Below are 23,088 nucleotides of genomic sequence, written 5' to 3'. Positions count from 1 at the left end.
ATCCACACATCGTTACGGAACCATATCTCGGAGATCAACTTTCATCTCTGACCCCGCAAACGCGGCACGCAATGTCTATCCAGCATCCCTTAAGCTAAAGAAATCTCACCGGTACAATTGCGCCCCCGCTACCTGCCCCGTCGACGTAGGATCCTCACCACGGAATCCGGGTTAACTACAACCTCGCACAGATAATTGCCCGACATTAACAGCCACAGCGTGCGCGCGGGCAATGCGGGCGCCCACAACAAGGATCGGATCACGCTGGGATTTTCCATGATTTTTAGCTGAAACCGGCGCGAACCCTTGACACCGATAAGAGCCAAACCTTACAGTTAAGATAATCGTGCAAACGATTGCACGCCTCGTCGTTTATCCCCCCACACAATGAGGAGCTCGGCATGGCTACCACCACGCTGAAAGACGTCGCCGCTGCTGCTGGGGTGTCGATCTCCACCGCCTCACGGTCATTGGCGGGCAAGACCTCCATCTCAGACGCAACGCGGACTCGGGTTCAAAATATCGCAGACAAGCTTAATTACAGGCCTAATGCGCAGGCGAGGGCTTTGCGCAGCGCACGCTCCCATGCCATCGGACTCATCATTCCCAGCCTGGATAATCCCTACTTTGCTGGCATGGCGGCAGCGGTGGAAAAAGAAGCAAATACACAAGGCATCGCCACCATGATTACCAGTTGTGGTGAAGATCCGCAGCGCCTAGCAACAGCGCTGGAAGCTTTGGGGCAGCGACAAGTCGACGGCATCATCGCCGTACCACTCGTTGGGGCACAGGATGCATTGGCACAGTCGCAGGACCACCATCCCCTCATACTTATTGACCGCGAACTCAACTCCCTGCCGGCCGTAGTCTCAGACCCCTCCCCCGGACTCAACGACGCCATAACCCAGCTAAAAAACAAGGGACACACCAAGATCGGCTACCTTTCCGGCCCGCAGGAAACGTCTACTGGCCGCCAGCGCCTTGCTGTGTTTAAGCAGGCTGCCCAAGGAATGGACATGCACATCCACCAAGGTAACTTTCGGCACAGGGAAGGCTATAAGGGAGCCATCGATCTGCTCCACGCGGGAGTCACTGCAATTGTTGCCGGCGATTCCATGATGACTGCCGGCGCGTTGGAGGCCTGCCATAACGCCGGTAAGTCCATCGGCAAAGAAATCGCACTCGTGGGCTTCGATGATTTTATCTATCTGCGGTTTCAAGCAGCCCCAATATCCGTTGTGGATCAAAACGTCTCTCACATGGGTCGAACCGCCGCTGCTGAACTCATATCTGCCATCGAAAACAAACGACAACCCCAAGGAAAGATCCTTCCCACCCGCTATATTCCGCGAATGTCCACAGCCCACGAGGTACAGGGAGAAAACCCATGAGCAACGCCGTCCTCCAACTCAAAAACGTTACTAAGTCTTTCGGGCCAGTTGAAGTTATCAAAGGTGTGGATTTAGAGTTACGGTACGGGCAGATTCACGCCCTTCTCGGTGAAAATGGTGCCGGGAAATCCACCCTCATTAAAATGATCGCAGGCGTACACGAGCCGGATTCAGGACACATCCTCGTTGATGGGTCCACAGTAACAATCCCCGATCCCAAGGCCTCCGAAGCGCTTGGCATCGCCACAATCCATCAAGAGCTCACCCTCGTTCCCACGATGTCTGTCGCAGAAAACATCCTGCTAGGGCGTACGCCGCATAGGTTTGGCTTAGTCAACCGAAAACACCTCAAAGCACAAGCTCAAGCAGCAGTAGACCTTATTGGATTGGACGTTGATTTAGACCAACGGGTAAGCGAGTTGGGCATCGCCAAGCAGCAATTAGTAGAAATTGCCAAAGCATTATCGATGAATGCGCGCATCCTCATTCTGGATGAGCCAACTGCGGCATTAACGGGCAAGGAGGTCGATACCCTTTTCGCGGTATTAGAGGATCTTAAAGCCAAAGGCGTCGCCATGATTTTTATCAGCCATCACCTCGATGAACTGGCGCGGATTGCAGAGACTATCAGCGTGCTACGAGACGGATCCTGCATCGCTGAAGTCCCCGCTGATACCGACAAAGACGAGCTGGTGCGCCTTATGGTTGGACGTGAGATTGAAAACCAATATCCGCGAGAAGCTTCGTCTCAGCCCGGCGAAACACTGCTTGACGTTAAAGACCTTTCCTCCGCAGGCGCATTTCACGATGTCTCATTTGAAGTGCGCGCCGGCGAGGTCGTCGGACTGGCGGGTCTTGTGGGGGCCGGCCGCACTGAGATTATCCGTGCTATCGCCGGTGCGGATTCCTATGATTCGGGCAGCATACATGTCGCAGGAACTGCTTTACCCAACGGTGATATCAGTTCCTCTATCGCCGCAGGGGTGGGCCATATTCCGGAAAATCGTAAATCACAGGCCCTGATTCTCGATGCCTCCGTATCCGACAACCTTGGCCTTGCTACCTTGTATTCCACGGCCAAGGTAGGGCTGGCAGACCGTGCAGGGCAACACCAACGGGCTGGTGAGGTTGCTGAGACCCTTCGGATTCGTACGGCCGGGCTGAATCAACCTATCCGTGATCTTTCGGGCGGGAACCAGCAAAAGGCTGTCTTCGGTCGGTGGGTACTGGCCGGCTCCAAAGTCTTATTACTCGATGAACCAACTCGCGGCGTTGATGTTGGCGCAAAAGTAGAAATCTACAACATTATCAACGAAATAACCGCAGGAGGCGGAGCGGTCCTCATGGCCTCATCTGACCTACCGGAAATTCTCGGTATGTCTGACCGCATCCTCGTAATGTCCGGAGGACAACTCGTAGGGCAGCTGCCCCACGATTCCACTCAAGACGAAGTTATGGCCCTCGCCGTTTCTAATGTAGCTGCGGCTAGGGAAGTCTCCGCGGTCTGCACCGAATCCGCGACATCACCCTCCGCCTCTACATAATAAGGAATACCCATGACCAAGAATCGCATTGCCAACTGGGCCATGAATAACGGCGCGCTCTTGGGGCTCATCGCCCTGTGTATCGCGCTATTTATCGCCACTCCCTATTTTCTTACCGTTGCTAACCTTCTCAACGTAGGTATTCAAGCCGCCACGGTGGCTATCTTGGCCTTTGGTATGACTTTCGTCATCGTGACCGCAGGCATTGACCTTTCTGTTGGCTCAGTGGCGGCCTTGGGCGCAATGGTGTCAGCGTACATGTTCTCCGATGTCGGGCTTCCCGGCTGGCTTACTCTGCTGATAGGGTTATGCGTCGGTGCTCTTGCTGGCGCCATCTGCGGTATGGCGACGGCTTGGGGAAAAATTCCGTCATTCATTGCCACTCTGGCCATGATGTCCATCGCCCGCGGCATCACTCTCGTGATATCGCAGGGCTCACCCCTTGAAACTGCACGCACGGTTAATGCCTTCGGCGGCGACGTATTCGGTTTTCCTGTCCCCATCATCATGATGGTCACCGCCGGCGTTATCTGCTGGTTTATCTTAGAGCGCACCGTCCTCGGCCGTTCGATGTACGCCATTGGCGGCAACCTTGAAGCCGCGCGACTGTCTGGTCTACCCGTAAGGCGCATCCAAATCGCAGTATTCGCGCTTTCAGGATTTTTCGCCGCTTGGGCAGGAATGGTCATGGCGGGACGCCTTGAATCCGCACAGCCGCAAGCCGGAACTGGGTATGAGCTAGACGCTATTGCAGCCGTAGTCATTGGCGGTGCCTCCCTTTCCGGAGGGCAAGGCAAAGCCACAGGCACACTTGTTGGCGCTATCCTACTGGCCGTTATTCGCAACGGCTTGAACCTGCTGAATGTTTCCTCTTTTTGGCAGCAGATTGTCATCGGCTTGGTCATCGCCCTGGCCGTAGGCTTCGACGTATTCCGCAATAAAACCGCGAATTAGGCAGGACACCATGAAGAAACTGATAGCCCCGCTCATCGTCCCAGCTCTCGCATTAGGCCTTGCCGCGTGTAATCGCTCCGAGGAGGACCGAAACCGCATCACCCTTTCCGTCTCGACGCAAACTAATCCCTTTTTCGTCGAATTACTCCGTGGTGCACAAAGTAAGGCTAAAGAGCTAGACGTTCCCCTCGATATCCAAGATGCCTCCGATGACGCAGCCCAACAGGTCAACCAGTTGGGAAATGCAACATCCATGGGTGCAAAAGTAGTTGTCATTAACCCCACCGATTCGGATGCCGTCGCCCCCGCCGTACGGAGCATTAAAAATGATAGTGTGCCTGTTATCGGAGTCGACCGAGATGTCAACGGCGTAGAACTAGATTCCTTGGTGGCTTCTGACAACGTTGCCGGTGGCGCCCAAGCGGCGGACAAACTCGCAGAGTCGATCGGAGAAAAAGGCGATATTTTGATCCTGCAAGGAACCGTCGGTACTTCTGCTTCGCGCGAGCGCGGCAAAGGGTTTGAGGATAGAATCGCGCAGTACCCAGATATCAAGATTGCTGGCAAACAGTCCGCGAATTTCGACCGCACGGAAGGCCTTAACGTCACTACCAACCTGCTGCAGGCGAACCCGAATATCACCGCCATTTTTGCCGAAAACGACGAGATGGCTTTAGGTGCGGTTGAAGCCCTGGGCTCGAGAGCCGGCAAGGAAGTCAAAATTGTTGCCTTCGATGGCACCTTTGACGGACTCAAAGCAGTAAAAGATGGCAAGCTGGAAGCTACGATCGCCCAGCAGCCTGCCGAGCTTGGTGCCCGCGCAATTGAACAAGCAGCAGCGCTTCTGCATGGCGAGAGCGCAAAAAAGAATGTCCCCGTTGAGGTAATTACCGTCACCAAAGACACCGTAGAGGATTTCCAATGAGCAAACTCACCGTCGTCGGCTCGATTAATGCTGACCTTATTGTCCATGCCGAACGCCACCCCCACCCCGGCGAAACCCTGCTGGGCTCTGGCGGCGAGATCCTTGCAGGTGGCAAGGGCGCAAACCAGGCGGTCGCCGCCGCGCAATTAGGTGCCAACGTGGCTTTTGTCGGCGCGGTTGGCTCCGATCCCTACGCCGAGCCCGCCATGCACTACATGCACAGCTCCGGCATTGATCTCAGCGCGGTCGAACAGTCCGATACCACTACCGGCTTAGCGGTCATCACGGTCTCCGCCGATGGGGAAAACACCATCGTCATCTCGCCCGGCGCGAACGCTCTCGTCGATGCCCCCTTCGTCACCGCCCGCCAATCCACCATCGCCGATGCGGACGTAGTCCTGCTCCAGGGCGAAATTCCCGCCTCCGGTTTCAAAGCTGCTGTCGATGCCGCCCAAGGACGCGTGGTTGTCAACCTCGCCCCGGTCATCGAGGTAGACCGCGACGCACTCCTGCAAGCCGATCCCCTCATGGCCAACGAGCACGAGGCCGGCCTCATCCTCGAGCAACTAGGTCTTTCTTCCACCGGCACCCCGCGCGAGCTCGCCCACCGCCTGGTTTCCGCCGGCTTTAAATCGGTCGTGCTGACCCTTGGGGCCGAAGGCGCCTACGTAGCAACGCCCGAATCCAGCACGGACATCCCCACCCCACAGATCACCGCAGTCGATACCACGGGCGCCGGCGATGCCTTTGCCGGAGCCTTTTGTACCAAGCTCCTTGCAGGCGCCACGCTTGTCGATGCCGCCATCTTCGCCGCCCGCGTCGGTGCCTTTGCCGCCACTAGCGCCGGCGCCCAGCCGTCCTACCCCACGACCTCTTCGAGGTTGCCAGAGGTCACGCAGAAATAGGAGTGTCTGGCTTTAAACTCCCGAAAATGAAAGCTCACACGATTCATCATGCATTAAAGCCTTGGAAAGGAAAGTAAAATGGGGAGAAAAAGCAGCAAAACGAGCCTAAAAAATGGAAAGCTTTTTTAATCTCGCTATTGATATTTCTGCTTGTCCCCTTACCTTTTGCTCTTTACCTTGGCGGCACTGAGTGGCTTTTCAATGGCGAAGAATCGGTACCGAAAGAATTCTGGGTTTCTTATGTACTAGGTTTCGTCGTTTTTATTGGTGGATTGCTCTGGATGCAGATCAAAGAGTGGTTCCACAACGACTCCAAGAATTCTCAACGATAGCTGGCTGGAGTCTCCTCCCTACTCCCCTAGCAGCTTCGAGCGCAGGTTCTTATCCTTCTGCTCGACTTCTTCTGCCATCTTTTCTTGGTAGGCGACCATCTTGTCTTGCAGTGCGGGGTCTCCGGCGCCCAGGATGCGGGCGGCCAGCAGGCCGGCGTTCTTTGCCCCGCCAATGGAGACGGTGGCCACGGGAACGCCGCTAGGCATCTGCACGATAGAAAGCAGAGAGTCCAAGCCATCGAGATCCTTGAGCGCGCGTGGGATGCCGATAACTGGCAGCGGGGTAGCCGCAGCAACCATGCCTGGCAGGTGGGCGGCGCCGCCGGCGCAGGCGATGATGACCTTAAGGCCGCGGGAGTGCGCTCCCTTGGCGTAGGCCAGCATCTTTTCCGGGGTGCGGTGGGCACTGACCACGCCAACCTCAAAGGGGATGCCGAAGTCCGCGAGGACTTCCGCTGCGGGTTCGACGGTGGGCCAATCCGAATCTGAGCCCATGATGATTCCTACCTGCGGTTCCATAATGTCCTTTCTAAATTTTAAGAGTTATGCCCACGTAGCGTGCATGAGAAAGTGCGCGGCCTGGTGGGCGGCATCACGGGTCTCCGCGAGCGATGTACCAGCGACATTAACGTGACCAATCTTGCGACCGGCACGGTGATCCTTGCCGTACAAATGAATCTTGGCGTGCGGGTAGTGTTCCATAACCTCACGCACGCGCTGCGGCATGGGCATATCGGGGTCTTCAGCCGCACCGAGCACATTGGCCATAACGGTCACCGGTGCAAGGGCATCTACGGCACCCAAGGGCAGGTCGAGTACAGCGCGCAGGTGCTGTTCGAACTGCGAGGTCACGCAGCCATCCTGGGTCCAGTGGCCGGTATTGTGCGGGCGCATGGCCAATTCGTTAACGGAAATATCCTCGCCACCTTCACCGTTGAAGGCGAAAAGTTCCACGGCCAGCACACCGGTCACGCCGAGGGATTCAGCAATGCTAAGCCCCAGCGCAGAGGCGCGTTCTGCCAGCTCAGGCGAGAGATCGGGCGCGGGCGCGATGGCCTCGGCACAGATGCCGTTGGCCTGGCGGGACTGGGTAATGGGCCAGACCTTGGCCTCACCCGATGAGCGCCGCGCTATCAAGATGGATAGCTCGCGGGTCAGCTCTACCTTTTCTTCAGCCATGAGGGGCGTGCCAGACTCTAGCAGCTCGGCGACGAGCTCATCGAGATCAGCATCCGCAGGAAACCACACGCCTTTGCCGTCATAGCCACCGCGGCGTGCCTTGAGGCACACGCGCCCGGCCACGGCATCGAAAAAAGCGCGGGCATCGGCAACGGATTCGATAGCGCTAAACCGGGGAACGGGGGCTCCCAAAGCGGAGAGCTTTTCGCGCATATCCAGCTTGTCCTGGGCATAGCGCAGGGCACTGGGCTGGGGCTGGACGTTAAAGGAGGCATCGATAAGCGCGGCGGAATGCTCACCGGGCACATGCTCATGCTCAAAGGTAACTGCATCCGCGCCGCGGGCTGCCGCGAGCAGATCCTCGTACTTGTGGTAATCGCCCACCACAATGTCACGGGTAACCTGCGCCGCAGAAGAATCCGGGCTACCAGCAAGAATCCGCAGATGAATATCGAGCTCCGCAGCGGCAGGTTGCATCATGCGCGCCAGCTGACCGTCGCCACAGACAGTTACAATAGGTTTTGAGACACTCACGCCCACAATACTAGCTTGGATACCATGTTTACCCGTCATTCGATCTTCCAGAACTCGCTCATGAGCGCCCTCCTTGATGGCATTTATGACGGCGAGATGACCATCTCTGAGCTGCTAGCTAAAGGCAATTTTGGTATAGGTACGTTTAACGGTCTCGATGGGGAAATGATCATCTTAGACGGCACCTGCTACCAGCTGCGCGGCGACGGCTCCGCGCGGGTCGCAGACTTGGACCAGCAAACCCCCTATGCCGTAGCCACCAATTTTGTGCCGCGCATTCTTGTCGATGCCCCACGGGGCCTGGGCCGCGACGAGCTTTCCGCCTTCATCGATGAGGTGGAACCCTCCGCTAATTACATGTACGCGGTCCGTATCACGGGCAGGTTTTCTGAGGTCACCACGCGCACCGTGGTGAAACAAACCAAGCCCTACCCCCCAATGACCGAGGCGGTCGGCAGCGATAAGGAGTTGCACTTTAGCAATGTCGAAGGCGTCATCGGCGGTTTCCGCACACCCGTCTACGAGCGCGGAATTTCGGTGCCCGGCTGCCACGTACATTTTATAGACGCCGCGCGGGAATCCGGCGGCCACGTGCTGGATTACACGGTGGATGAGGCGAAAATCGAGCTGTGTCCCAGTTCCGATTTAGAGCTGCGCTTGCCGCTGACCCAAGAATTCGGCCGCGCCAACCTCGCACCAGAGGACCTGGATAAGCAATTGCATACCACCGAGGTTAAAACCACGGGCGGTCATTAATAATTTCCGCTACCTTTTTGGGCTTGGCCACCATAGGAAAATACATCGCCCTGTCCCAGCCGTTGAGCGCAATGGAAATACCGCCGCGGCGCTTGCGGGCGCCGCGAATATCTTCCAGCGGAATCGAATCAATGTGGCGGCCTTCCCGCACGATGACGCGGCGATTGGTCACTATGAACCGCTTGCGGCGGGCCTTATACAAGGGAATTAGGAAGCGCCAGGTGCTCAGCCCGGCCCATAAGACGACGAGCCCGTTGCGCACCACCGGATCGACTCCCTGGGCATCACACCAGCCGATGGCAATCCACAGCACGCCGGTAATGAGTATGAGCTCCAGAAATGGGAAAACGAGCGCGCGAAACGGCGCGGATACATCCGCGCGCTTGACCTCGCCTTGGCCCATCTTCATCAATCCCATAGCCCTGCATAATACCAGTGCCAGACAGTGCTACTCGGACTACTCGGACTACGCGGATTCCAGGCGCTAACCGCGCAATGCCTGCCGCACTAAGCCCGCCGCACGAAGCCTGCCGCTCGATGCCTATCGTGCAGCGCTTATCGTGCAGCGCTTATCGTGCCGGACGCAGATGGGTCACATCGCCGGCGGAGTAGTACTCCCCCGCCACACTAATCCGTCCGTCATCGCTGATGCCCTCCACGCGTCCGGTGACATCACCGGTCGGGGTTTCCAGCCGCACCTCCTGGTCAATGGATGAGCACACCGCGCGGTAATCCTGCATAAGCTGCGGATCCTGGTTCTCCCACTGCGTAATGCGCCGACGCAGATTTTTCAACACGGTAATGGCCAGCTCGGTGCGATCGGTATCGCGGCCCTCCAAAGCCAACGAGGTGGCCTTTTCGATGGGCAATTCCTCGCGGGTAAGCGTGACATTAATGCCCATGCCCACGACGACGCGCGCGGAGGGCGTCTGCCCACCGACGGTCTTATTGACCTCTGTCTTCGGGGCGGAGGTGAAGGATTGGCCCACCGGTCCGGCCTCAGCAAGGATGCCGCAGAGCTTATTACCATCGATATGCACATCATTCGGCCACTTGAGCACGGAGCCCTCAATGGAATCGGTCACGGCCAGGCCCGCGGCGAGCGGCAAGGTACCCAAGTAATCAAGGGAATTGGGTAAGAGCAGCACGGAAAAGATCACCTGTGAGCCGGCTGGCGCCGTCCATGAGCGGCCGAGGCGGCCCTTGCCAGATAGTTGCTCATCCGCAAACAGCACGGTGCCATGGGCGAGACTGGTGGTCTGCATCAGATCGGTGTTGGTAGAACCGGTCTGCTCCACAAAATCGACGGTGGTGAAGTCTTCTGCCAAGGCGGTGCGGATGCGGTGCTTATCAAGTGCAGTCATAGATTCCAAGATACCGCCCACCGGTGATGCTAATGTGTTGCGCATGGCAAAGGTCACTTTTGAAAAGGTAAATATCGCCTACCCCGGCGCGGCGGCGCCTACCGTGAAGGAATTAGACTTGGAAATCGCGGACGGCGAGTTCCTCGTCTTGGTAGGTCCTTCTGGCTGCGGCAAGTCCACAACGCTGCGCGCACTGGCCGGCCTTGAACCAATCTCAAGTGGCCAGATTTTAATCGACGATCTAGATGTCACAGGCCTTGAGCCAGGCGATCGCGATATCGCAATGGTTTTCCAAAATTATGCGCTCTACCCGCACCTATCGGTGGAAGAAAACATGGGGTTTTCCCTCAAACTGGCCAAACTCCCCAAGGCTGAAATCAAGCAAAAGGTCCAGGAAGCGGCGGAGATGCTAGGCTTAAGCGAATTTTTGAGGCGAAAGCCCAAGGACCTATCGGGTGGTCAACGCCAGCGCGTAGCCATGGGCCGTGCCATTGTGCGCAATCCTAAGGCCTTCCTCATGGATGAGCCGCTTTCTAACCTGGATGCAAAACTGCGCGTGCAAACTCGTACAGAATTAGCGAGCCTGCAGCAGCGGCTGGGTACCACCACGGTCTATGTCACCCATGACCAGGTCGAGGCGATGACGCTGGGACACCGGGTAGCGGTGCTTAAGGATGGCGAATTACAACAGGTTGCCCCGCCGCGCGAGCTTTATACGAAACCTGCAAATGAGTTCGTGGCTGGTTTTATTGGTTCGCCTGCGATGAATATCTTTGACTACAACGGCGAGCGCCTAGGCGTCCGCCCGGAAAATATGCACCTCAATGAGGGGGCAGAAGGCCTGCGTGGTGTGGTCAACTTGGTTGAAGAATTGGGTTCGGAATCTTTTGTCTATGCCACGGTGGGCGGTGACCGGTTCGTTGCACGCTGCGAAGGCATCCCGCCGCAACGCGGTGATGAGGTTTTATTGACCTTTGATAAAGGCGCTGCACATCGTTTCGATCCAGAAACCGGACAACGCATCTCCACCCCCTAAATTACCCCCATTTAGAGGTGGATAATCAAAGTCTATCCTGTGTACGGTGTTTGTAAATTATTTGTAAGGAACACCCCAGCTTTTTGAAAGGTGAATTCCCCATGAAGAAGTACTTCATTCGCACCACAGTTGCCACCACGGCAGTACTGGCGCTGACCGGCTGCTCGACGTCTAACGATGGTGCAGATAACGCGGATGGCTCCGCATCCAGTTCCGGCACTGACTCCCACGGCCCCATCACCTTTGCCATGGGCAAGAATGACACAGATAAAATCACTCCCATCATCGATAAGTGGAATGAAGAAAATCCGGATGAAAAGGTCACGCTCAAGGAGCTCGCGGGCGAGGCCGATGCCCAGCGCGAGACCCTGGTGCAGTCCCTCCAGGCCGGCAATGATGACTACGATGTCATGGCCCTCGATGTGGTCTGGACTGCGGAGTTCGCTGCCAATCAGTGGCTCCAGCCGCTCAAGGGTGACTTCGAGACCGATACCTCGGAGCTGTTGCCCGCCACCGTCGAATCGGCAACCTACAATGACGTGCTGTATGCGCTGCCACAAAACACCAACGGCCAGCTCCTTTTCCGCAATACTGAGCTCGCGGAGGCTACCCCAGAGAAATTCGCCGACCTCGAATCCGCCTGCAAGGCACTAAAAGACGGCAAGAAGTGCCTGACCACACAGCTCAAGCAGTACGAGGGCTTAGCGCTCAATACCGCTGGCTTCATAGAGGGCTGGGGCGGCTCGGTGCTTGATGATGACGGCAATGCCGCCGTCGACTCCGAAAAAGCCCAGGAAGGCCTGCAGGCCATGGTGGATGCGTATGAAGGCGGAATTATCTCCAAGGATTCCACCGCCGCCACAGAGGAAGAGACCAACATGGCCTTCACCGAAGGTAAGACCGCCTTCGCAGTGAACTGGCCCTACATGTACAGCAATGCCGTAGACGCCGGCATCGACGTCGAGGTTCAGGCACCACTGGGCAAAGACGGCGTTGGCGTATCCACCTTGGGCGGCTATAACAACGGCATCAATATCAATTCCAAGCACAAGGGCACCGCCCTGGAGTTCATGAAGTTCATCATCAACGAAGAGAACCAGAAGTCTTTTGCGGAGCAGTCCTTCCCGCCGGTTCTTTCTTCTATCTACGATGACCCCCAGCTCCAGGAGGAATTCCCCTACCTGCCAGCGTTGAAGGAATCGCTGGAAAACGCCGCACCGCGCCCAGTATCGCCGTTCTACTCCGCCATCTCTAAGGCCATCCAGGATAATGCTTATGCCGCGTTGACGGATGGCAAATCGGTCAAGGATGCCGCCTCGGATATGAAGGCAGCCATCGATTCTGCTTCACAGGGTTAAAGGTATATTTCCAGCACCTCGTATGTCACGAGCAGGAAGCATGCTTAAAGCCAAGAAATATATAGCACACCTCTAGTGTAGAGATGGGTGAGGAGGGCAGATACGCCACAGCCTCACCCATTGTGATTTTCCCACCCTAGCTGGGGATAGAATCAAGCGCACTAGAAAAATATCTTAAATCAGAAAAGCGAACTACCGTGGTCACCACTTCGCCGACACAACAGACGCACTCACGATTGAAAAGGCCCAAGGGCGCCCCTCAATCCGGCAAATTTGCCAATCTCGGGCGGCCGGCTGCGCTGATCGCCCCGGCGCTCATCGTGCTGGGCATCATCATCGGCTATCCCATCGTGCGGGCGGTCATCCTGTCTTTTCAGGGAAACCGGCAACTCAACCCCAAAACGGGCCTCTTTGAAGAAGGCGGTTTTACCGGCTTAGACAACTACCTTTACTGGATCAATAACCGCTGTATTTCCGGCGCGGGTGAAATCACGACGTGCCCGCCCGGAGTTATCGCCACCGACTTCTGGCCCGCCGTGAAAATCACGCTATTTTTCACCGTGGTCACAGTCGCCTTAGAGACCCTCCTCGGCATGTTCATGGCCATCATTATGAACGGTGAGTACCGCGGTCGCGGCTTGGTGCGCGCCGCCGTGCTTATCCCCTGGGCCATTCCTACCGCCGTGACGGCCAAGCTGTGGCAGTTCATGTTCGCCCCGGATGGCATAGCCAATTCCTTACTTGGCGCGAATATCGCATGGACCACAGACCCGTTTTATGCGCGCCTGGCCGTCATCATCGCTGATGTCTGGAAGACCGCTCCCTTTATGGCGCTGCTCATCCTCGCTGGCCTACAGATGATCCCCAAAGATATCTACGATGCTGCCCGCGTCGACGGAGCCAACCGTATGCAAACCTTTTTCCGCATCACTCTACCGCTGGTGCGCCCGGCTCTGATGGTAGCCGTGCTATTCCGCACGCTGGATGCGCTGCGTATGTATGACCTGCCCGTCATCATGATTTCGAGTTCATCCAATTCCCCTACCGCCACCATTTCCCAGCTGGTGGTAGAAGATATGCGTCAAGGTAACTTCAATTCCGCCTCGGCACTATCCACCCTTATCTTCTTGCTCATCTTCTTGGTCGCCTTCATCCTCATTCGCTTCCTCGGCGCGGATGTCTCCGGCAGAAAGCGGGAAAAATAATGCGTACATTCGGACACTACGCAGGTATTATCTTCATCATGTTCTGGGGCCTTGCCCCCTTTTATTGGATGGTGGTCACCGCCCTGCGCAGCCAGGAATTCACCTTTGATACCACACCTTGGCCCACGCATATCACGCTCGATAATTTCCGCGATGCCCTCGCGACGGATAAGGGCAATGACTTCCTCGGCGCGCTGGGCAATTCGCTGTTCATCTCGCTCGCGACCACCGCAGTAGCCGTCTTGGTCGGCGTATTTACTGCCTATGCGCTCTCGCGCTATGACTTTCCTGGTAAGGGTATAGTAACCGGCATCATCCTGGCGGCCTCCATGTTCCCCGCCATCGCGTTGGTTACCCCGCTCTTTCAGCTCTTCGGCCGCATGGAATGGATCGGCACCTACCGTGCGATGATCATCCCGAATATCTCCTTCGCTCTGCCACTTACGGTCTACACCCTACTTAGCTTCTTCCGACAGCTGCCGTGGGAGCTTGAGGAGGCCGCCCGCGTTGACGGCGCGTCGCGCGCCCAGGCCTTCCGCCTCGTCCTCCTGCCGTTAGCTGCCCCGGCGCTCTTTACCACCGCGATCATTGCCTTTATCACCACGTGGAATGAATTCATGCTGGCAAAGCAGCTGTCCACGACGAGTACCGAACCGGTCACGGTCGCCATAGCCCGGTTCTCTGGCCCCTCGGCCTTCGAGTACCCGTATGCCGCAACCATGGCGGCTGGTGCATTGGTAACCATTCCGCTTATCATCATGGTGCTCATTTTCCAGCACCGCATCGTCGCTGGCCTGACCGCAGGAGGGGTGAAGGCCTAATGCGCCGGCCCCTGCTGTGGGATTCGCTCCTCGGATTCCTCGGCTTTTTCGCATCTCTAGCGGTCCTCCAGGCCATAGTGAACTTATTTCACGACTCCCCCGCCATATGGCCTGGACTGGTGGCCGGCACACTCTGCGCACTGACGTATCTTGCATGGCGGGCAAAAAGAAAGGATCTGCAATGAGCTGGTACCACAACGCCGTCTTCTACCAAGCCCTCGTGGGTTCGTTTAAAGACTCCAGCAATAATGGGGCCGAGAACAAGGGGATCGGTACGCTGCGCGGGGTCATCGACAAGCTAGATTACCTCCAGTGGTTAGGTGTGGACTGTCTGTGGCTTTCTCCCTTTTACGCCTCGCCACTGCGCGATGACGGTTACGATATCGCCGATTATTACTCCATACACCCCGATTACGGCACGATGGAGGATTTGGAAGAACTGATCGAGGAATTGCACCGCCGCGATATGCGCATCATGACGGACTTAGCGCTCAACCACACTAGCTCCGATCACCCTTGGTTCCAGGCCTCGCGCTCTGATCCGGACGGACCCTTCGGGGATTTCTACGTCTGGGGCGATGATCCCGAGCGCTACCCCGAAATCCGCGTCATTTTCACGGACGTCGAAACCTCCAACTGGACCTGGGACGAGGAGCGCCAGCAGTACTATTTCCACCGCTTCTATTCCCACCAGCCGGATCTCAATTACGATAACCCGAATGTGCAGGACGAGGTCTTTGATATCTTGTCTTTCTGGATGGATAAGGGCCTCGATGGCCTGCGTCTCGATGCTATCGCATACCTATTCGAGCGGAACGAACTCGGCGGCGAATCCCTCCCGGAGACGGTAGAGTTCGTAGAAAAGATTCGCGCCTTCATGGATGCCCACTATCCCGATGCCGTCCTTATCGCGGAGGCCAACCAACCGCCCGAGGAAACTATGGAGTACTACGGCTCCGGCAACCGCTTCCACATGGTTTTCAACTTCCCGGTTATGCCGCGGCTTTACCAAGCCCTTGCGCTTGGTGATGCCACCCCTGTCTACGATATCCTCGACCAGCTGCCACCGCTGCCCGAGGGGTGCCAATGGGGAACCTTCTTGCGCAACCACGACGAGCTAACCTTAGAAATGGTCGATGATGACGTCCGTGAACTGATGTATCAGGCGTACCTACCGGACGATAGTATGCGGGCTCATGTGGGCATCGCCAGGAGACTTATGCCGTTGATGGGCGGGGACCGCAACAAAGTGGAGCTTATGTTTTCGCTGCTGATGACCTTGCCGGGCGCGCCTTTTATTTATTATGGCGATGAAATCGGCATGCTTGATGATACCTCTTTGCCGGATCGCTATGCCGTTCGTACCCCAATGCAGTGGGACGATAGCAAGCACGCAGGCTTTAGCACCCGCACCCCGGCGCGGCTGCCCATCGTCGGCGGCACTTCCGTAGAATCCCAAATCAATGATGACACCTCCCTACTGCATAGGGTGCGCGCAATGATTGCTGAACGCCACGCGCACCCCGAGCTGGGCACGGCACCCTGTGAGCCGGTGGAAACTGGTAAGAAAAGCGTGCTCGGTTACCAGCGCGGCAACCTGTTGTGCCTCCACAATTTCAGCGATCGCTGCGTTGACCTTGGTACCGTTGAGCTAGGGCCTTACGGCTGGGCTTGGCTCCCGGCTTAAGGCGGCTGTCTTTGGCCCAGCATGACCGCTGCGCGGTCGGCCATGCTGGAGTACGGACGCGTGCTTTGCAATTTGTGCATCCTCCACTGCGATAACTGAGCAAACCAGGCCCTCAGATATCGCAAATCTTCCTCAAATGTCGCATAAGACCTTGCACTTTAGGGGGTGCACATCTAATAAGGAACCTCAGCTGCCACGAAAAGAGCCCAGCTCCACACCCACTCACAGGGTGCGGCTGGGCTCATCTTGTGATGAATTAACTCCAATCCGGAGCGTCATCTAAGCGCAGCTCGGAATAGCGAGCCTCAGGGACACTCGCCGAGTATGGTCTTCCTACCGTTTCCCATACTTGATCTCGATTGCAACGCACATCTTGGCCGTCGGTGTCCAGCATGGTAAAGCCCCACACCAACTTGCCTTGGGATTTAGCAGGCAAGGTATATGGCCCAACTATTTGGTTAATCTTCCAGTGCTGTTCACTCACGTAGTTGAAACCATAGGTCTGAGTCAGGATCTTGGCCAGTTCTCCTTCTCCGCGCGCGGAACCAGAAACCTTAACGGTTTCCGTTCGTGCTTTGGTCACGGTGTGTTTGACCGGCACTGGCTCAGCATTATGGTTTGCAACGCTGGCAGCATCGGTTTGCTTGAACCAGCGGCGCTTCGCGGTGACGTAGGTGGCATTCGCCCCCGGCGTTGAGCAATGCGCACCGGGCTTATAGTCATCATTCCAGCGCTGGGGAAGATCGAAATCTCCGCCAAAGTCAGAGGCGTGGGCGATAGGAACGGCCACCAAGCTCAGCGCTGCTATCGCACTAGCGATGGACTTGACCTTCAAGTTTAACCCCAATCTTTGTTATCGCGCGTGGAAATCGCGACGTGGCGTTCCTTGGGCAGAGTTGCGGTAAATTTACCGCCATTGGGCTGCCAAGTACGGTCGGAACCGCACACGGTCTTTTGTCCCTCGAAGTCAGAGACTACCCAGCCAGCCTTCAGTACAGCGGTCTTACCCGGAGCGATATTGTATGGGCCGACCTGCTCGCCTACCTCGTAGGTCTGGCTGGAGGTGTAGCTGGAGGAGAAGGTGAAGTGAATCAGATCCAGCAGTTTGAAGTCCACACCAGCAGAAACGTTCCAGGTCTTAGTCTTGGTTTCCCTGATAGAACGAGTCACCGGAAGCGGCTCATCGTTGTAGTTAGAAACAGTCCAAGTGCCGGCGGAACCGTCAAAGTAGGTGCGCTTAATATCAATGGTCTGTCCGGTATCGCCAGGATTGGCGCAGCGCTCGCCAATCGTGGTCGGGTTCGCTGGGCCCAGGTCGCGCTGCGGCAATGCGCTAGCGGCTGGGGCAATGAGGAGGCTGGTGGCAACGGCCAACGCCGCGGTGGTGGACGCAATCTTGGACATGCGCATGAGATGTACTCCTAGTAGGTCGTTAGTAGATGGTTTGGGTCGGTACGGGCAGGTCGCGATATTCGTCAGGGGTGACGTCTACTATGCGGGTACTGCCGTCATTGGAAGTGATCGCGGCTTCAGCCCAGAAACCACTCGGGGCGGTGGTCTGCTTATAATTCGAGATTAAGTCGTACGCACCGGATCTTCCGCAGTGTACCTCGCGATAGTTGATGCGGGTCATGGTGGTACCGTACTCCACGCGAACGCGCTCTCCGGGTTCAAGATTTACGTGTTTGAGTTCAGTACCAACCGGCATATAGGCACGCTTGATGGCGCCGACAGATTCGAGCCAGCCCTGTGGAATATCACCCCTATTGCCTCGCCAATTGGTGTACGGATCGTGCTGGGCGCCAACTACGAAATCCGTTACTGGTGCAAATTCATAGTCTCCTTGAGACCAGTTGAGGAAGTCGGTGGAATAACCAGGCTTGCGGAAGGTTGGTGTCACCGCGGTGATATCCAGCGGGTACCAAGAGTTATCGTTGGCTTCGCACTTTTGGCCTTCCTCGGGCCAGGCATCATCGCGTTGGAGTTCAGCGGCTGGTTGCATGATCTCATCTTTTTTGGGATCAGCAATCTTTTCCAAGCTGGGTCCAGAAACAGCAGTGTAGTTACCTTCGATGGGCCTAGAATTAGTGCTTCCGGAACGAGATGGAATCTCCATTGCTAGGTCAGATACGGATCCATCTGCCTTAATGATATAGGCAAAGGCATAACGTTCTGCTGGACCTTTGCCCCGGATGACGTTGGCACCGGGGATGTTTTCAAGGCGGTCATCATTGCAGCCAACAAACATGGAAATAAAATCTTTTTCCACTACGCCGTATTCCACGCGGAAGGATTCACCGGGTTTAAGTTTGATGGGCCCGAAGGTTTCCTTGTCTCGCCAACCATTGGCCATTTTTAGACCAATATCAGACTTGGCGGTGGTGTCCCAACCAGAGGGCAACTTGGCCTTGGAGTTGGCATCAATTACGTGATTGGTGCCGGTTTCCACCTCGGCGGTGTAGGGCACTTCTTGGTCAGTGGTGTTTTTGAATTGCAAGGTTCCGTCGCTCATGTAGCGACGTCCTGTTTCTGCAAACCGCCATTCGCGTTCGGTATTGTCACCGGCGGCACTGCAGCTTTTATAGAGGTTAGTGATGGGATATGCCTGTGGCATCGGAGGAATATCTCGCGCCTGCGCCGCAGGTGCAAGTAGTGCCACGATGGCAACCGGCGCGACAAGTCGCAGTCTTTTAGAAATCACCAGAAGACCATCCTTGTGGTTGTTTAAGGATACGAAAAATTATTCATGAAGACACACCTAATTTTAAGCTCTTCGTAATAGATCTTCAACAGTTTCAGCAATGTCTTCTTACGATATTGATCTTCAATAGGATCGAAAACACCCCTTACCGGTTAAAAGCATGTACAGCACTTTTTACCCTATACCCCCAAAAGAGGGCATTAACTTCTCCCACAAGCTGACTGCTCCTCGGGTTGCACCGGTGCCACACCGACAGCCCGCCGTCATCGGCCTGTGACACTGCGCGAAAGCGCGCAATTTCCGCATCGTGTAGCTTCCACTAGTAAACTCAGCGCCTATGACTGACCTGAAGACCACCGCTGGCAAGATTGAGGACCTGGACAACAAGCTCGCCGAGTCCCGCGCGCCGCTGGGGAAGGGCGAGCCTGCCGCCCGCACCCGCGTTAATCAGCTGCTCGATGAGGGTTCCTTTGTAGAAACCGATGCCCTGGCCCGCCACCGCTCCACCGATTTTGGTCGCGAGCACGAACGTCCGTACACCGATGGCATCGTGACCGGTTACGGCACCATCGACGGGCGCCGCGTGTGCATCTTCAGCCAGGATGCCACCGTCTTTGACGGCACGATGGGTGAGGTTTATGCGGACAAGCTCGCCAAGGTTTACGACCTTGCGCTGAAAACCGGCGTGCCCATTGTTGGTATCTATGATTCCACCGGCCCGCGCGTACAAGAAGGCATCATCACGCTGGCCGGCTACGCCCGCATCCTCGCCCGCGCGACCGAGGCCTCCGGGCTAATTCCGCAGATCTCCGTGGTGGCCGGGGATACCAGCGGCATTGCGGCATTTGCGCCCACGCTGGCCGATATCCTCATCGTCACCCACGGCACCAACCTGCACCAAACAGCCACCGAGGTGACCGAAACGGAGCGGGAAACCTTCGGTAGTGCCGCAGTCCACGCACTCTCCGGCACAGCGCAGCTAACAGCCCCGAGTGAGCACGAAGCTCTCGCCTTAGTTCGCGACGTACTGGCTTACCTGCCCGCCAATAACTGCGCCGAGGCAACGCGTATCGATACGCGTGAAGTCACAGAGTTCGATCTGGATTCGGTCATCCCGGATTCGGAGGAGGACGTCTATGACATGCGAGAAGTGGTTAACGCGATCATCGATAAGGGCTCCTTCTTCGAGCTTTCAGCAAAGACAGCGCCCAATATCATCACAGGCTTTGCCTTCGTGGATGGCCGCGCCGTGGGGATTGTTGCCAACCAGCCGCTATCGCTCGGTGGAGCGTTGGACTCGGCCGCGACGGAAAAGGCAGCGCGTTTTGTGCGCCTGTGCGATGCCTTCAATACCCCGATCATCGAGTTCGTGGACTCGCCCGGTTTCGTTACCACGCCGGAAGAAGAAAAGGCCGGTCTCCTGCGCCGGGCGGCGGGGTTTGCTTATGCGCAGGCGGAGGCGAGCGTCGGCAAGCTTACGGTGGTAACCCGCAAAGCCATTGGCCCCGCTTACGCGTTTATGGGCTCTAAGGACCTAGGCGCGGATTTGGTCTACGCCTGGCCGACCGCAGAAATCGCCGTTGCCGAGGCGGCCCAGTCCGCGTTGGCCATCTACGGCGATGAGGACAAGCAGGAAGAAATGGACGAGCTCTTTTTGCACCCCTATGCCGCGGCCGAGCGAGGCCTGGCTGATAATGTCATCGAGCCTTCCGCCACCCGCCACTACCTGGTTGAAGGCCTGCGCCTGCTAGAGCGCAAGGTGGTGCCCCAAATACCGAAGAAACACGGAACTGTGTAGGAAAATGTCTGAACCTGAAATCAAAGTCCTGAAGGGAAACCCCACGGAAGAAGAGCGCGCCGCGCTAGCGACGGTGCTCAAACAGATGAAGAAGGACCACTCTGGTGCCTTTGGTGATCGCAACCACTGGGGCAGACCTGGTGAGCGCTTCGATCACTACGGCGCGCAGCGGGTTTTTAATCCTTCTGCCTTCCACACCGTACGGTATTACTGATGCGTCTTATTTTGGCTTCTCAATCCCCCTCGCGCGCCTCCATCCTGCGCGGGGCCGGCGTGGAACCGGTGCTCGAACCGGCCGATATAGACGAGCGCGCCCTCGAAGCCCAGTTGGCAGAGCACTCGCCTGCCGCAACCGTGGCAGCGCTGGCTACCGCCAAGGCCGAGAAGGTCGCCTTCAGGTACCCCGACGAACCTGTCATTGGCGGCGATTCCATGCTGCTATTGGATGGCCACCTGCAAGGCAAACCGCATACCATCGACGCCACCGTCGAGCGTTGGCGCCAACAGGCAGGCCGCACCGCACAGCTACTTACCGGCCATTGCGTGATTTTTGGCATGCAGCGCCACGTGGAAACCTCCACGACAACCATCCGGTTTGCAGAGGCTTCCGAAGCCGATATCGAAGCCTATGCCCGCAGCGGCGAGCCTTTAGAATGCGCGGGCGCGTTCACCCTGGAGGCCATGGGTGGCTGGTTTATCGATAGCATCGACGGCGATCCATCTTCTGTCATCGGGCTGTCCTTGCCGGTCGTACGCCGCGCGCTCTACTCTTTTGGTCTAGGCGTTAGTGACTTCTGGTAGGCCCGCACGAGCATAGCTAGAGTGTGTCCTATGGAAATGAAAGACATGCTTGCCCCAGAACCAATTAAGTTACCCACTGATCCAGGCGCCGCAGACGCGGCCGAACCTGCGTCCGGCATCGTCGACCACCCAGATTCCCCGTTGCTGTGGGCCATGCTCGCGGAGCACGAGCTCGACAAGCTCGACGGCGCAGAGCCCAACCAGTACATCACCGCTTATGCCTACGCGCGTACCGGCTACCACCGCAGTTTGGACCGTCTGCGCGGCAACGGCTGGAAGGGATGGGGGCCAGTCCCCTTCTCCCACGAACCCAACCAAGGTGTCCTACGCGCCATTGCGGCCCTCGGCCGCGCCGCCAAGGCCATCGGCGAAGACAATGAATACGACCGGATTCGCCAGATGCTTTCCGATGCCGACCCCGATAGCGTCCCTAAACTACTCGACTAAGCATTAGTCCCCGGAAAAATCTCGCTTTTCCGGCGGGGATCACCGCGCAGCATACAATCCGCCTTCAGGTAGATGGCAGACAATAGCGAGCAGGACGAGGACGATAAATCTGAAGAAACCCTAGAAAGCTGAGGAGAACATAACCAAATTCTTCAACGCTGCACCGAATCCATGGGGCCGCTAAGTAGAGGTACAGCGACAACCTAAAACGTATCCACCTCGGACGCGGCTTACTCCTTTGCTAGGTCGCGATTTCTACCGCTGGATTCACACTACGTTGGATATGTATCGAAAGCCACCTTCACTACATTGAAGTGATAAATCGAGAAAACTCGCGTTAAACTAGTGGGAGCGATTCATCCTGTTTTAACAGAAAGGTATGCGGGCCGTGGCAGAAGCAGACCCCTATCCCCCATTCCAGCAATATGCGCACCCAGAGCGGCTCGTTTCCGCTCCGTGGCTGTCCGCGCGCCTGGGCATCAAAGGGTTACGCGTCATCGAGGTCGATGAAGATTCCCTCCTGTACGATATCGGGCACATTCCCACGGCAACCCGGATTAATTTCCGCACCGAACTATTGAGTTCGCCAACGCGCGACTTCATCACAGGGGAAGAATTTACCCGCTTAATGCGGGAAAAAGGTATCCACAAGGATGACACCATTGTCCTGTACGGGGATAAGTCCAATTGGTGGGCAGCTTATGCACTGTGGGTGTTCACCCTCTTTGGCCACCAGGACGTCCGCCTCCTCGACGGCGGACGCGATGCGTGGATGTCAGAAGAACGCGATACCTCCTTCATAGTTCCAGAATTTCCCGAGTCCGATTATCCCGAGGTATCCCGGGACGATTCCCTCCTGCGCGCCTTCGTGACCGATGTACGCGAGGCAACGGGGTCCTTGGTGGATACTCGTCCCCCGGAAGAATTCGCGGGTGAGGCGACAGAGTTCGACCCCAATGGAAACTCGCCTTATGGCACGACCATGTGCCACGGCCACATTCCGGGTGCAATCAACTTGGAGTGGGATCGTGCGACGTATCCCAACTCCCGTTTCCGTAGCGTTGATGACCTGAAGGTCAACTACGGCATGCTGGAGCCGGATACCCCCACCATTTTGTATTCTCACCTAGGCGCGCAGGCTGCCTTTACGTGGTTCGTACTCACTTACCTTTTGGGGTTTAAAAAGGCGCAGGTCTACGATGGTTCATGGTCTGAGTGGGGCAATATGGTCAATATGCCGATTGAGAAGTAGATTTTCGTCGAGCCATCGCTAACCCACATCGCAACGATGTGGGTTTTATTTTGTTTGAGCGTAACAATTAGTGCCACGCGAACGACCTATTATTTTGG

Annotated in this window: 23 protein-coding genes; 16 read left to right on the top strand and 7 right to left on the bottom strand. The window is 56.7% G+C overall.

The window, feature by feature from the left end:
- The first annotated feature begins 401 nt into the window (after positions 1 to 401).
- From D9V82_RS08235 to D9V82_RS08215, 5 genes are read left to right on the top strand one after another with little or no spacing between them, the layout of a single operon-like run.
- Complete coding sequence (locus tag D9V82_RS08235) at positions 402 to 1,391, top strand: LacI family DNA-binding transcriptional regulator (RefSeq protein WP_121911923.1); 990 nt, start codon at positions 402 to 404, stop codon at positions 1,389 to 1,391.
- Positions 1,388 to 2,935 carry a sugar ABC transporter ATP-binding protein gene (locus D9V82_RS08230; RefSeq protein ID WP_121911922.1) on the top strand — a complete coding sequence of 516 codons (1,548 nt, stop codon included), beginning with the start codon at positions 1,388 to 1,390 and terminating at the stop codon, positions 2,933 to 2,935. The genes D9V82_RS08235 and D9V82_RS08230 overlap by 4 nt, the downstream gene beginning before the upstream one ends.
- A gap of 12 nt (positions 2,936 to 2,947) precedes the next feature.
- Positions 2,948 to 3,889 carry an ABC transporter permease gene (locus D9V82_RS08225; RefSeq protein ID WP_121911921.1) on the top strand — a complete coding sequence of 314 codons (942 nt, stop codon included), beginning with the start codon at positions 2,948 to 2,950 and terminating at the stop codon, positions 3,887 to 3,889.
- Between the two features lie 10 nt (positions 3,890 to 3,899).
- On the top strand, positions 3,900 to 4,814 hold the full coding sequence (locus D9V82_RS08220; RefSeq protein WP_121911920.1) for a substrate-binding domain-containing protein: 915 nt from the start codon (positions 3,900 to 3,902) through the stop codon (positions 4,812 to 4,814).
- A complete protein-coding gene (locus tag D9V82_RS08215; RefSeq protein WP_121911919.1) occupies positions 4,811 to 5,719 on the top strand; it encodes a ribokinase in 909 nt (302 codons plus the stop codon). The genes D9V82_RS08220 and D9V82_RS08215 overlap by 4 nt, the downstream gene beginning before the upstream one ends.
- A gap of 350 nt (positions 5,720 to 6,069) precedes the next feature.
- On the opposite strand, the gene purE is transcribed toward D9V82_RS08215, so the two are convergent.
- Both purE and D9V82_RS08200 read right to left on the bottom strand, forming a co-directional pair.
- Entirely contained in the window at positions 6,070 to 6,570 is a 501-nt protein-coding gene (purE, locus tag D9V82_RS08205; protein WP_121911917.1) for a 5-(carboxyamino)imidazole ribonucleotide mutase, read from the bottom strand.
- Positions 6,571 to 6,594: 24 nt separating this feature from the next.
- Complete coding sequence (locus tag D9V82_RS08200; RefSeq protein WP_167449760.1) at positions 6,595 to 7,803, bottom strand: 5-(carboxyamino)imidazole ribonucleotide synthase; 1,209 nt, start codon at positions 7,801 to 7,803, stop codon at positions 6,595 to 6,597.
- Between D9V82_RS08200 and budA the strand changes: the two genes are divergently transcribed.
- Entirely contained in the window at positions 7,789 to 8,520 is a 732-nt protein-coding gene (gene budA / locus D9V82_RS08195; RefSeq protein WP_121911916.1) for an acetolactate decarboxylase, read from the top strand. The genes D9V82_RS08200 and budA overlap by 15 nt on opposite strands.
- On the opposite strand, the gene D9V82_RS08190 is transcribed toward budA, so the two are convergent.
- Both D9V82_RS08190 and D9V82_RS08185 read right to left on the bottom strand, forming a co-directional pair.
- Positions 8,498 to 8,938, bottom strand: coding sequence for a YdbT family protein (locus D9V82_RS08190; protein WP_121911915.1), 441 nt, complete (start codon positions 8,936 to 8,938; stop codon positions 8,498 to 8,500). The genes budA and D9V82_RS08190 overlap by 23 nt on opposite strands.
- 151 nt (positions 8,939 to 9,089) lie before the next feature.
- Positions 9,090 to 9,884, bottom strand: a complete 795-nt coding sequence (locus tag D9V82_RS08185) for a biotin--[acetyl-CoA-carboxylase] ligase (protein ID WP_121911957.1) — start codon at positions 9,882 to 9,884, stop codon at positions 9,090 to 9,092.
- 43 nt (positions 9,885 to 9,927) lie between these two features.
- On the opposite strand from D9V82_RS08185, the gene D9V82_RS08180 reads away from it, so the two are divergent.
- From D9V82_RS08180 to treS, 5 genes are all read left to right on the top strand, one after another.
- On the top strand, positions 9,928 to 10,920 hold the full coding sequence (locus D9V82_RS08180; protein WP_121911914.1) for an ABC transporter ATP-binding protein: 993 nt from the start codon (positions 9,928 to 9,930) through the stop codon (positions 10,918 to 10,920).
- 101 nt (positions 10,921 to 11,021) lie between these two features.
- The gene (locus D9V82_RS08175; protein WP_121911913.1) at positions 11,022 to 12,278 is read left to right on the top strand and encodes an ABC transporter substrate-binding protein; all 1,257 of its coding nucleotides are present in this window, start codon (positions 11,022 to 11,024) and stop codon (positions 12,276 to 12,278) included.
- Positions 12,279 to 12,514: 236 nt separating this feature from the next.
- On the top strand, positions 12,515 to 13,483 hold the full coding sequence (locus D9V82_RS08170) for a carbohydrate ABC transporter permease (protein ID WP_121911912.1): 969 nt from the start codon (positions 12,515 to 12,517) through the stop codon (positions 13,481 to 13,483).
- On the top strand, positions 13,483 to 14,304 hold the full coding sequence (locus D9V82_RS08165) for a carbohydrate ABC transporter permease (protein WP_121911911.1): 822 nt from the start codon (positions 13,483 to 13,485) through the stop codon (positions 14,302 to 14,304). The genes D9V82_RS08170 and D9V82_RS08165 overlap by 1 nt, the downstream gene beginning before the upstream one ends.
- Positions 14,305 to 14,485: 181 nt before the next feature.
- Positions 14,486 to 15,991 (top strand): maltose alpha-D-glucosyltransferase, encoded by a 1,506-nt coding sequence (gene treS, locus D9V82_RS08155; protein ID WP_121911909.1) that lies wholly within the window; start codon positions 14,486 to 14,488, stop codon positions 15,989 to 15,991.
- A gap of 256 nt (positions 15,992 to 16,247) precedes the next feature.
- On the opposite strand, the gene D9V82_RS08150 is transcribed toward treS, so the two are convergent.
- The 3 genes from D9V82_RS08150 to D9V82_RS08140 are packed head-to-tail and all read right to left on the bottom strand — an operon-like array spanning position 16,248 to position 18,692.
- Positions 16,248 to 16,826: a hypothetical protein gene (locus D9V82_RS08150; protein ID WP_121911908.1), complete on the bottom strand. Its 579-nt coding sequence runs from the start codon at positions 16,824 to 16,826 to the stop codon at positions 16,248 to 16,250.
- 2 nt (positions 16,827 to 16,828) lie between these two features.
- On the bottom strand, positions 16,829 to 17,401 hold the full coding sequence (locus D9V82_RS08145; protein ID WP_121911907.1) for a hypothetical protein: 573 nt from the start codon (positions 17,399 to 17,401) through the stop codon (positions 16,829 to 16,831).
- A gap of 22 nt (positions 17,402 to 17,423) precedes the next feature.
- Positions 17,424 to 18,692: a hypothetical protein gene (locus tag D9V82_RS08140; protein ID WP_121911906.1), complete on the bottom strand. Its 1,269-nt coding sequence runs from the start codon at positions 18,690 to 18,692 to the stop codon at positions 17,424 to 17,426.
- A gap of 337 nt (positions 18,693 to 19,029) precedes the next feature.
- On the opposite strand from D9V82_RS08140, the gene D9V82_RS08135 reads away from it, so the two are divergent.
- The 5 genes from D9V82_RS08135 to D9V82_RS08115 all read left to right on the top strand — a co-directional run bounded on the left by D9V82_RS08135 (position 19,030) and on the right by D9V82_RS08115 (position 22,990).
- Entirely contained in the window at positions 19,030 to 20,490 is a 1,461-nt protein-coding gene (locus D9V82_RS08135) for an acyl-CoA carboxylase subunit beta (RefSeq protein WP_121911905.1), read from the top strand.
- A 4-nt stretch (positions 20,491 to 20,494) separates the two neighbouring features.
- Complete coding sequence (locus D9V82_RS08130; protein ID WP_121911904.1) at positions 20,495 to 20,704, top strand: acyl-CoA carboxylase subunit epsilon; 210 nt, start codon at positions 20,495 to 20,497, stop codon at positions 20,702 to 20,704.
- A complete protein-coding gene (locus D9V82_RS08125) occupies positions 20,704 to 21,291 on the top strand; it encodes a Maf family protein (protein WP_121911903.1) in 588 nt (195 codons plus the stop codon). The genes D9V82_RS08130 and D9V82_RS08125 overlap by 1 nt, the downstream gene beginning before the upstream one ends.
- Before the next feature lie 30 nt (positions 21,292 to 21,321).
- Complete coding sequence (locus D9V82_RS08120; RefSeq protein ID WP_121911902.1) at positions 21,322 to 21,738, top strand: DUF3151 domain-containing protein; 417 nt, start codon at positions 21,322 to 21,324, stop codon at positions 21,736 to 21,738.
- A gap of 388 nt (positions 21,739 to 22,126) precedes the next feature.
- Positions 22,127 to 22,990 (top strand): sulfurtransferase, encoded by an 864-nt coding sequence (locus D9V82_RS08115; RefSeq protein WP_121911956.1) that lies wholly within the window; start codon positions 22,127 to 22,129, stop codon positions 22,988 to 22,990.
- Positions 22,991 to 23,088: the final 98 nt, after the last annotated feature.

This window comes from Corynebacterium macginleyi, assembly GCF_003688935.1.
GTDB classification, from domain to species: Bacteria; Actinomycetota; Actinomycetes; order Mycobacteriales; family Mycobacteriaceae; genus Corynebacterium; species Corynebacterium macginleyi.
Note: the sequence above shows the minus strand (reverse complement) of the source record. Positions and strands in the feature narration are given on the sequence as shown.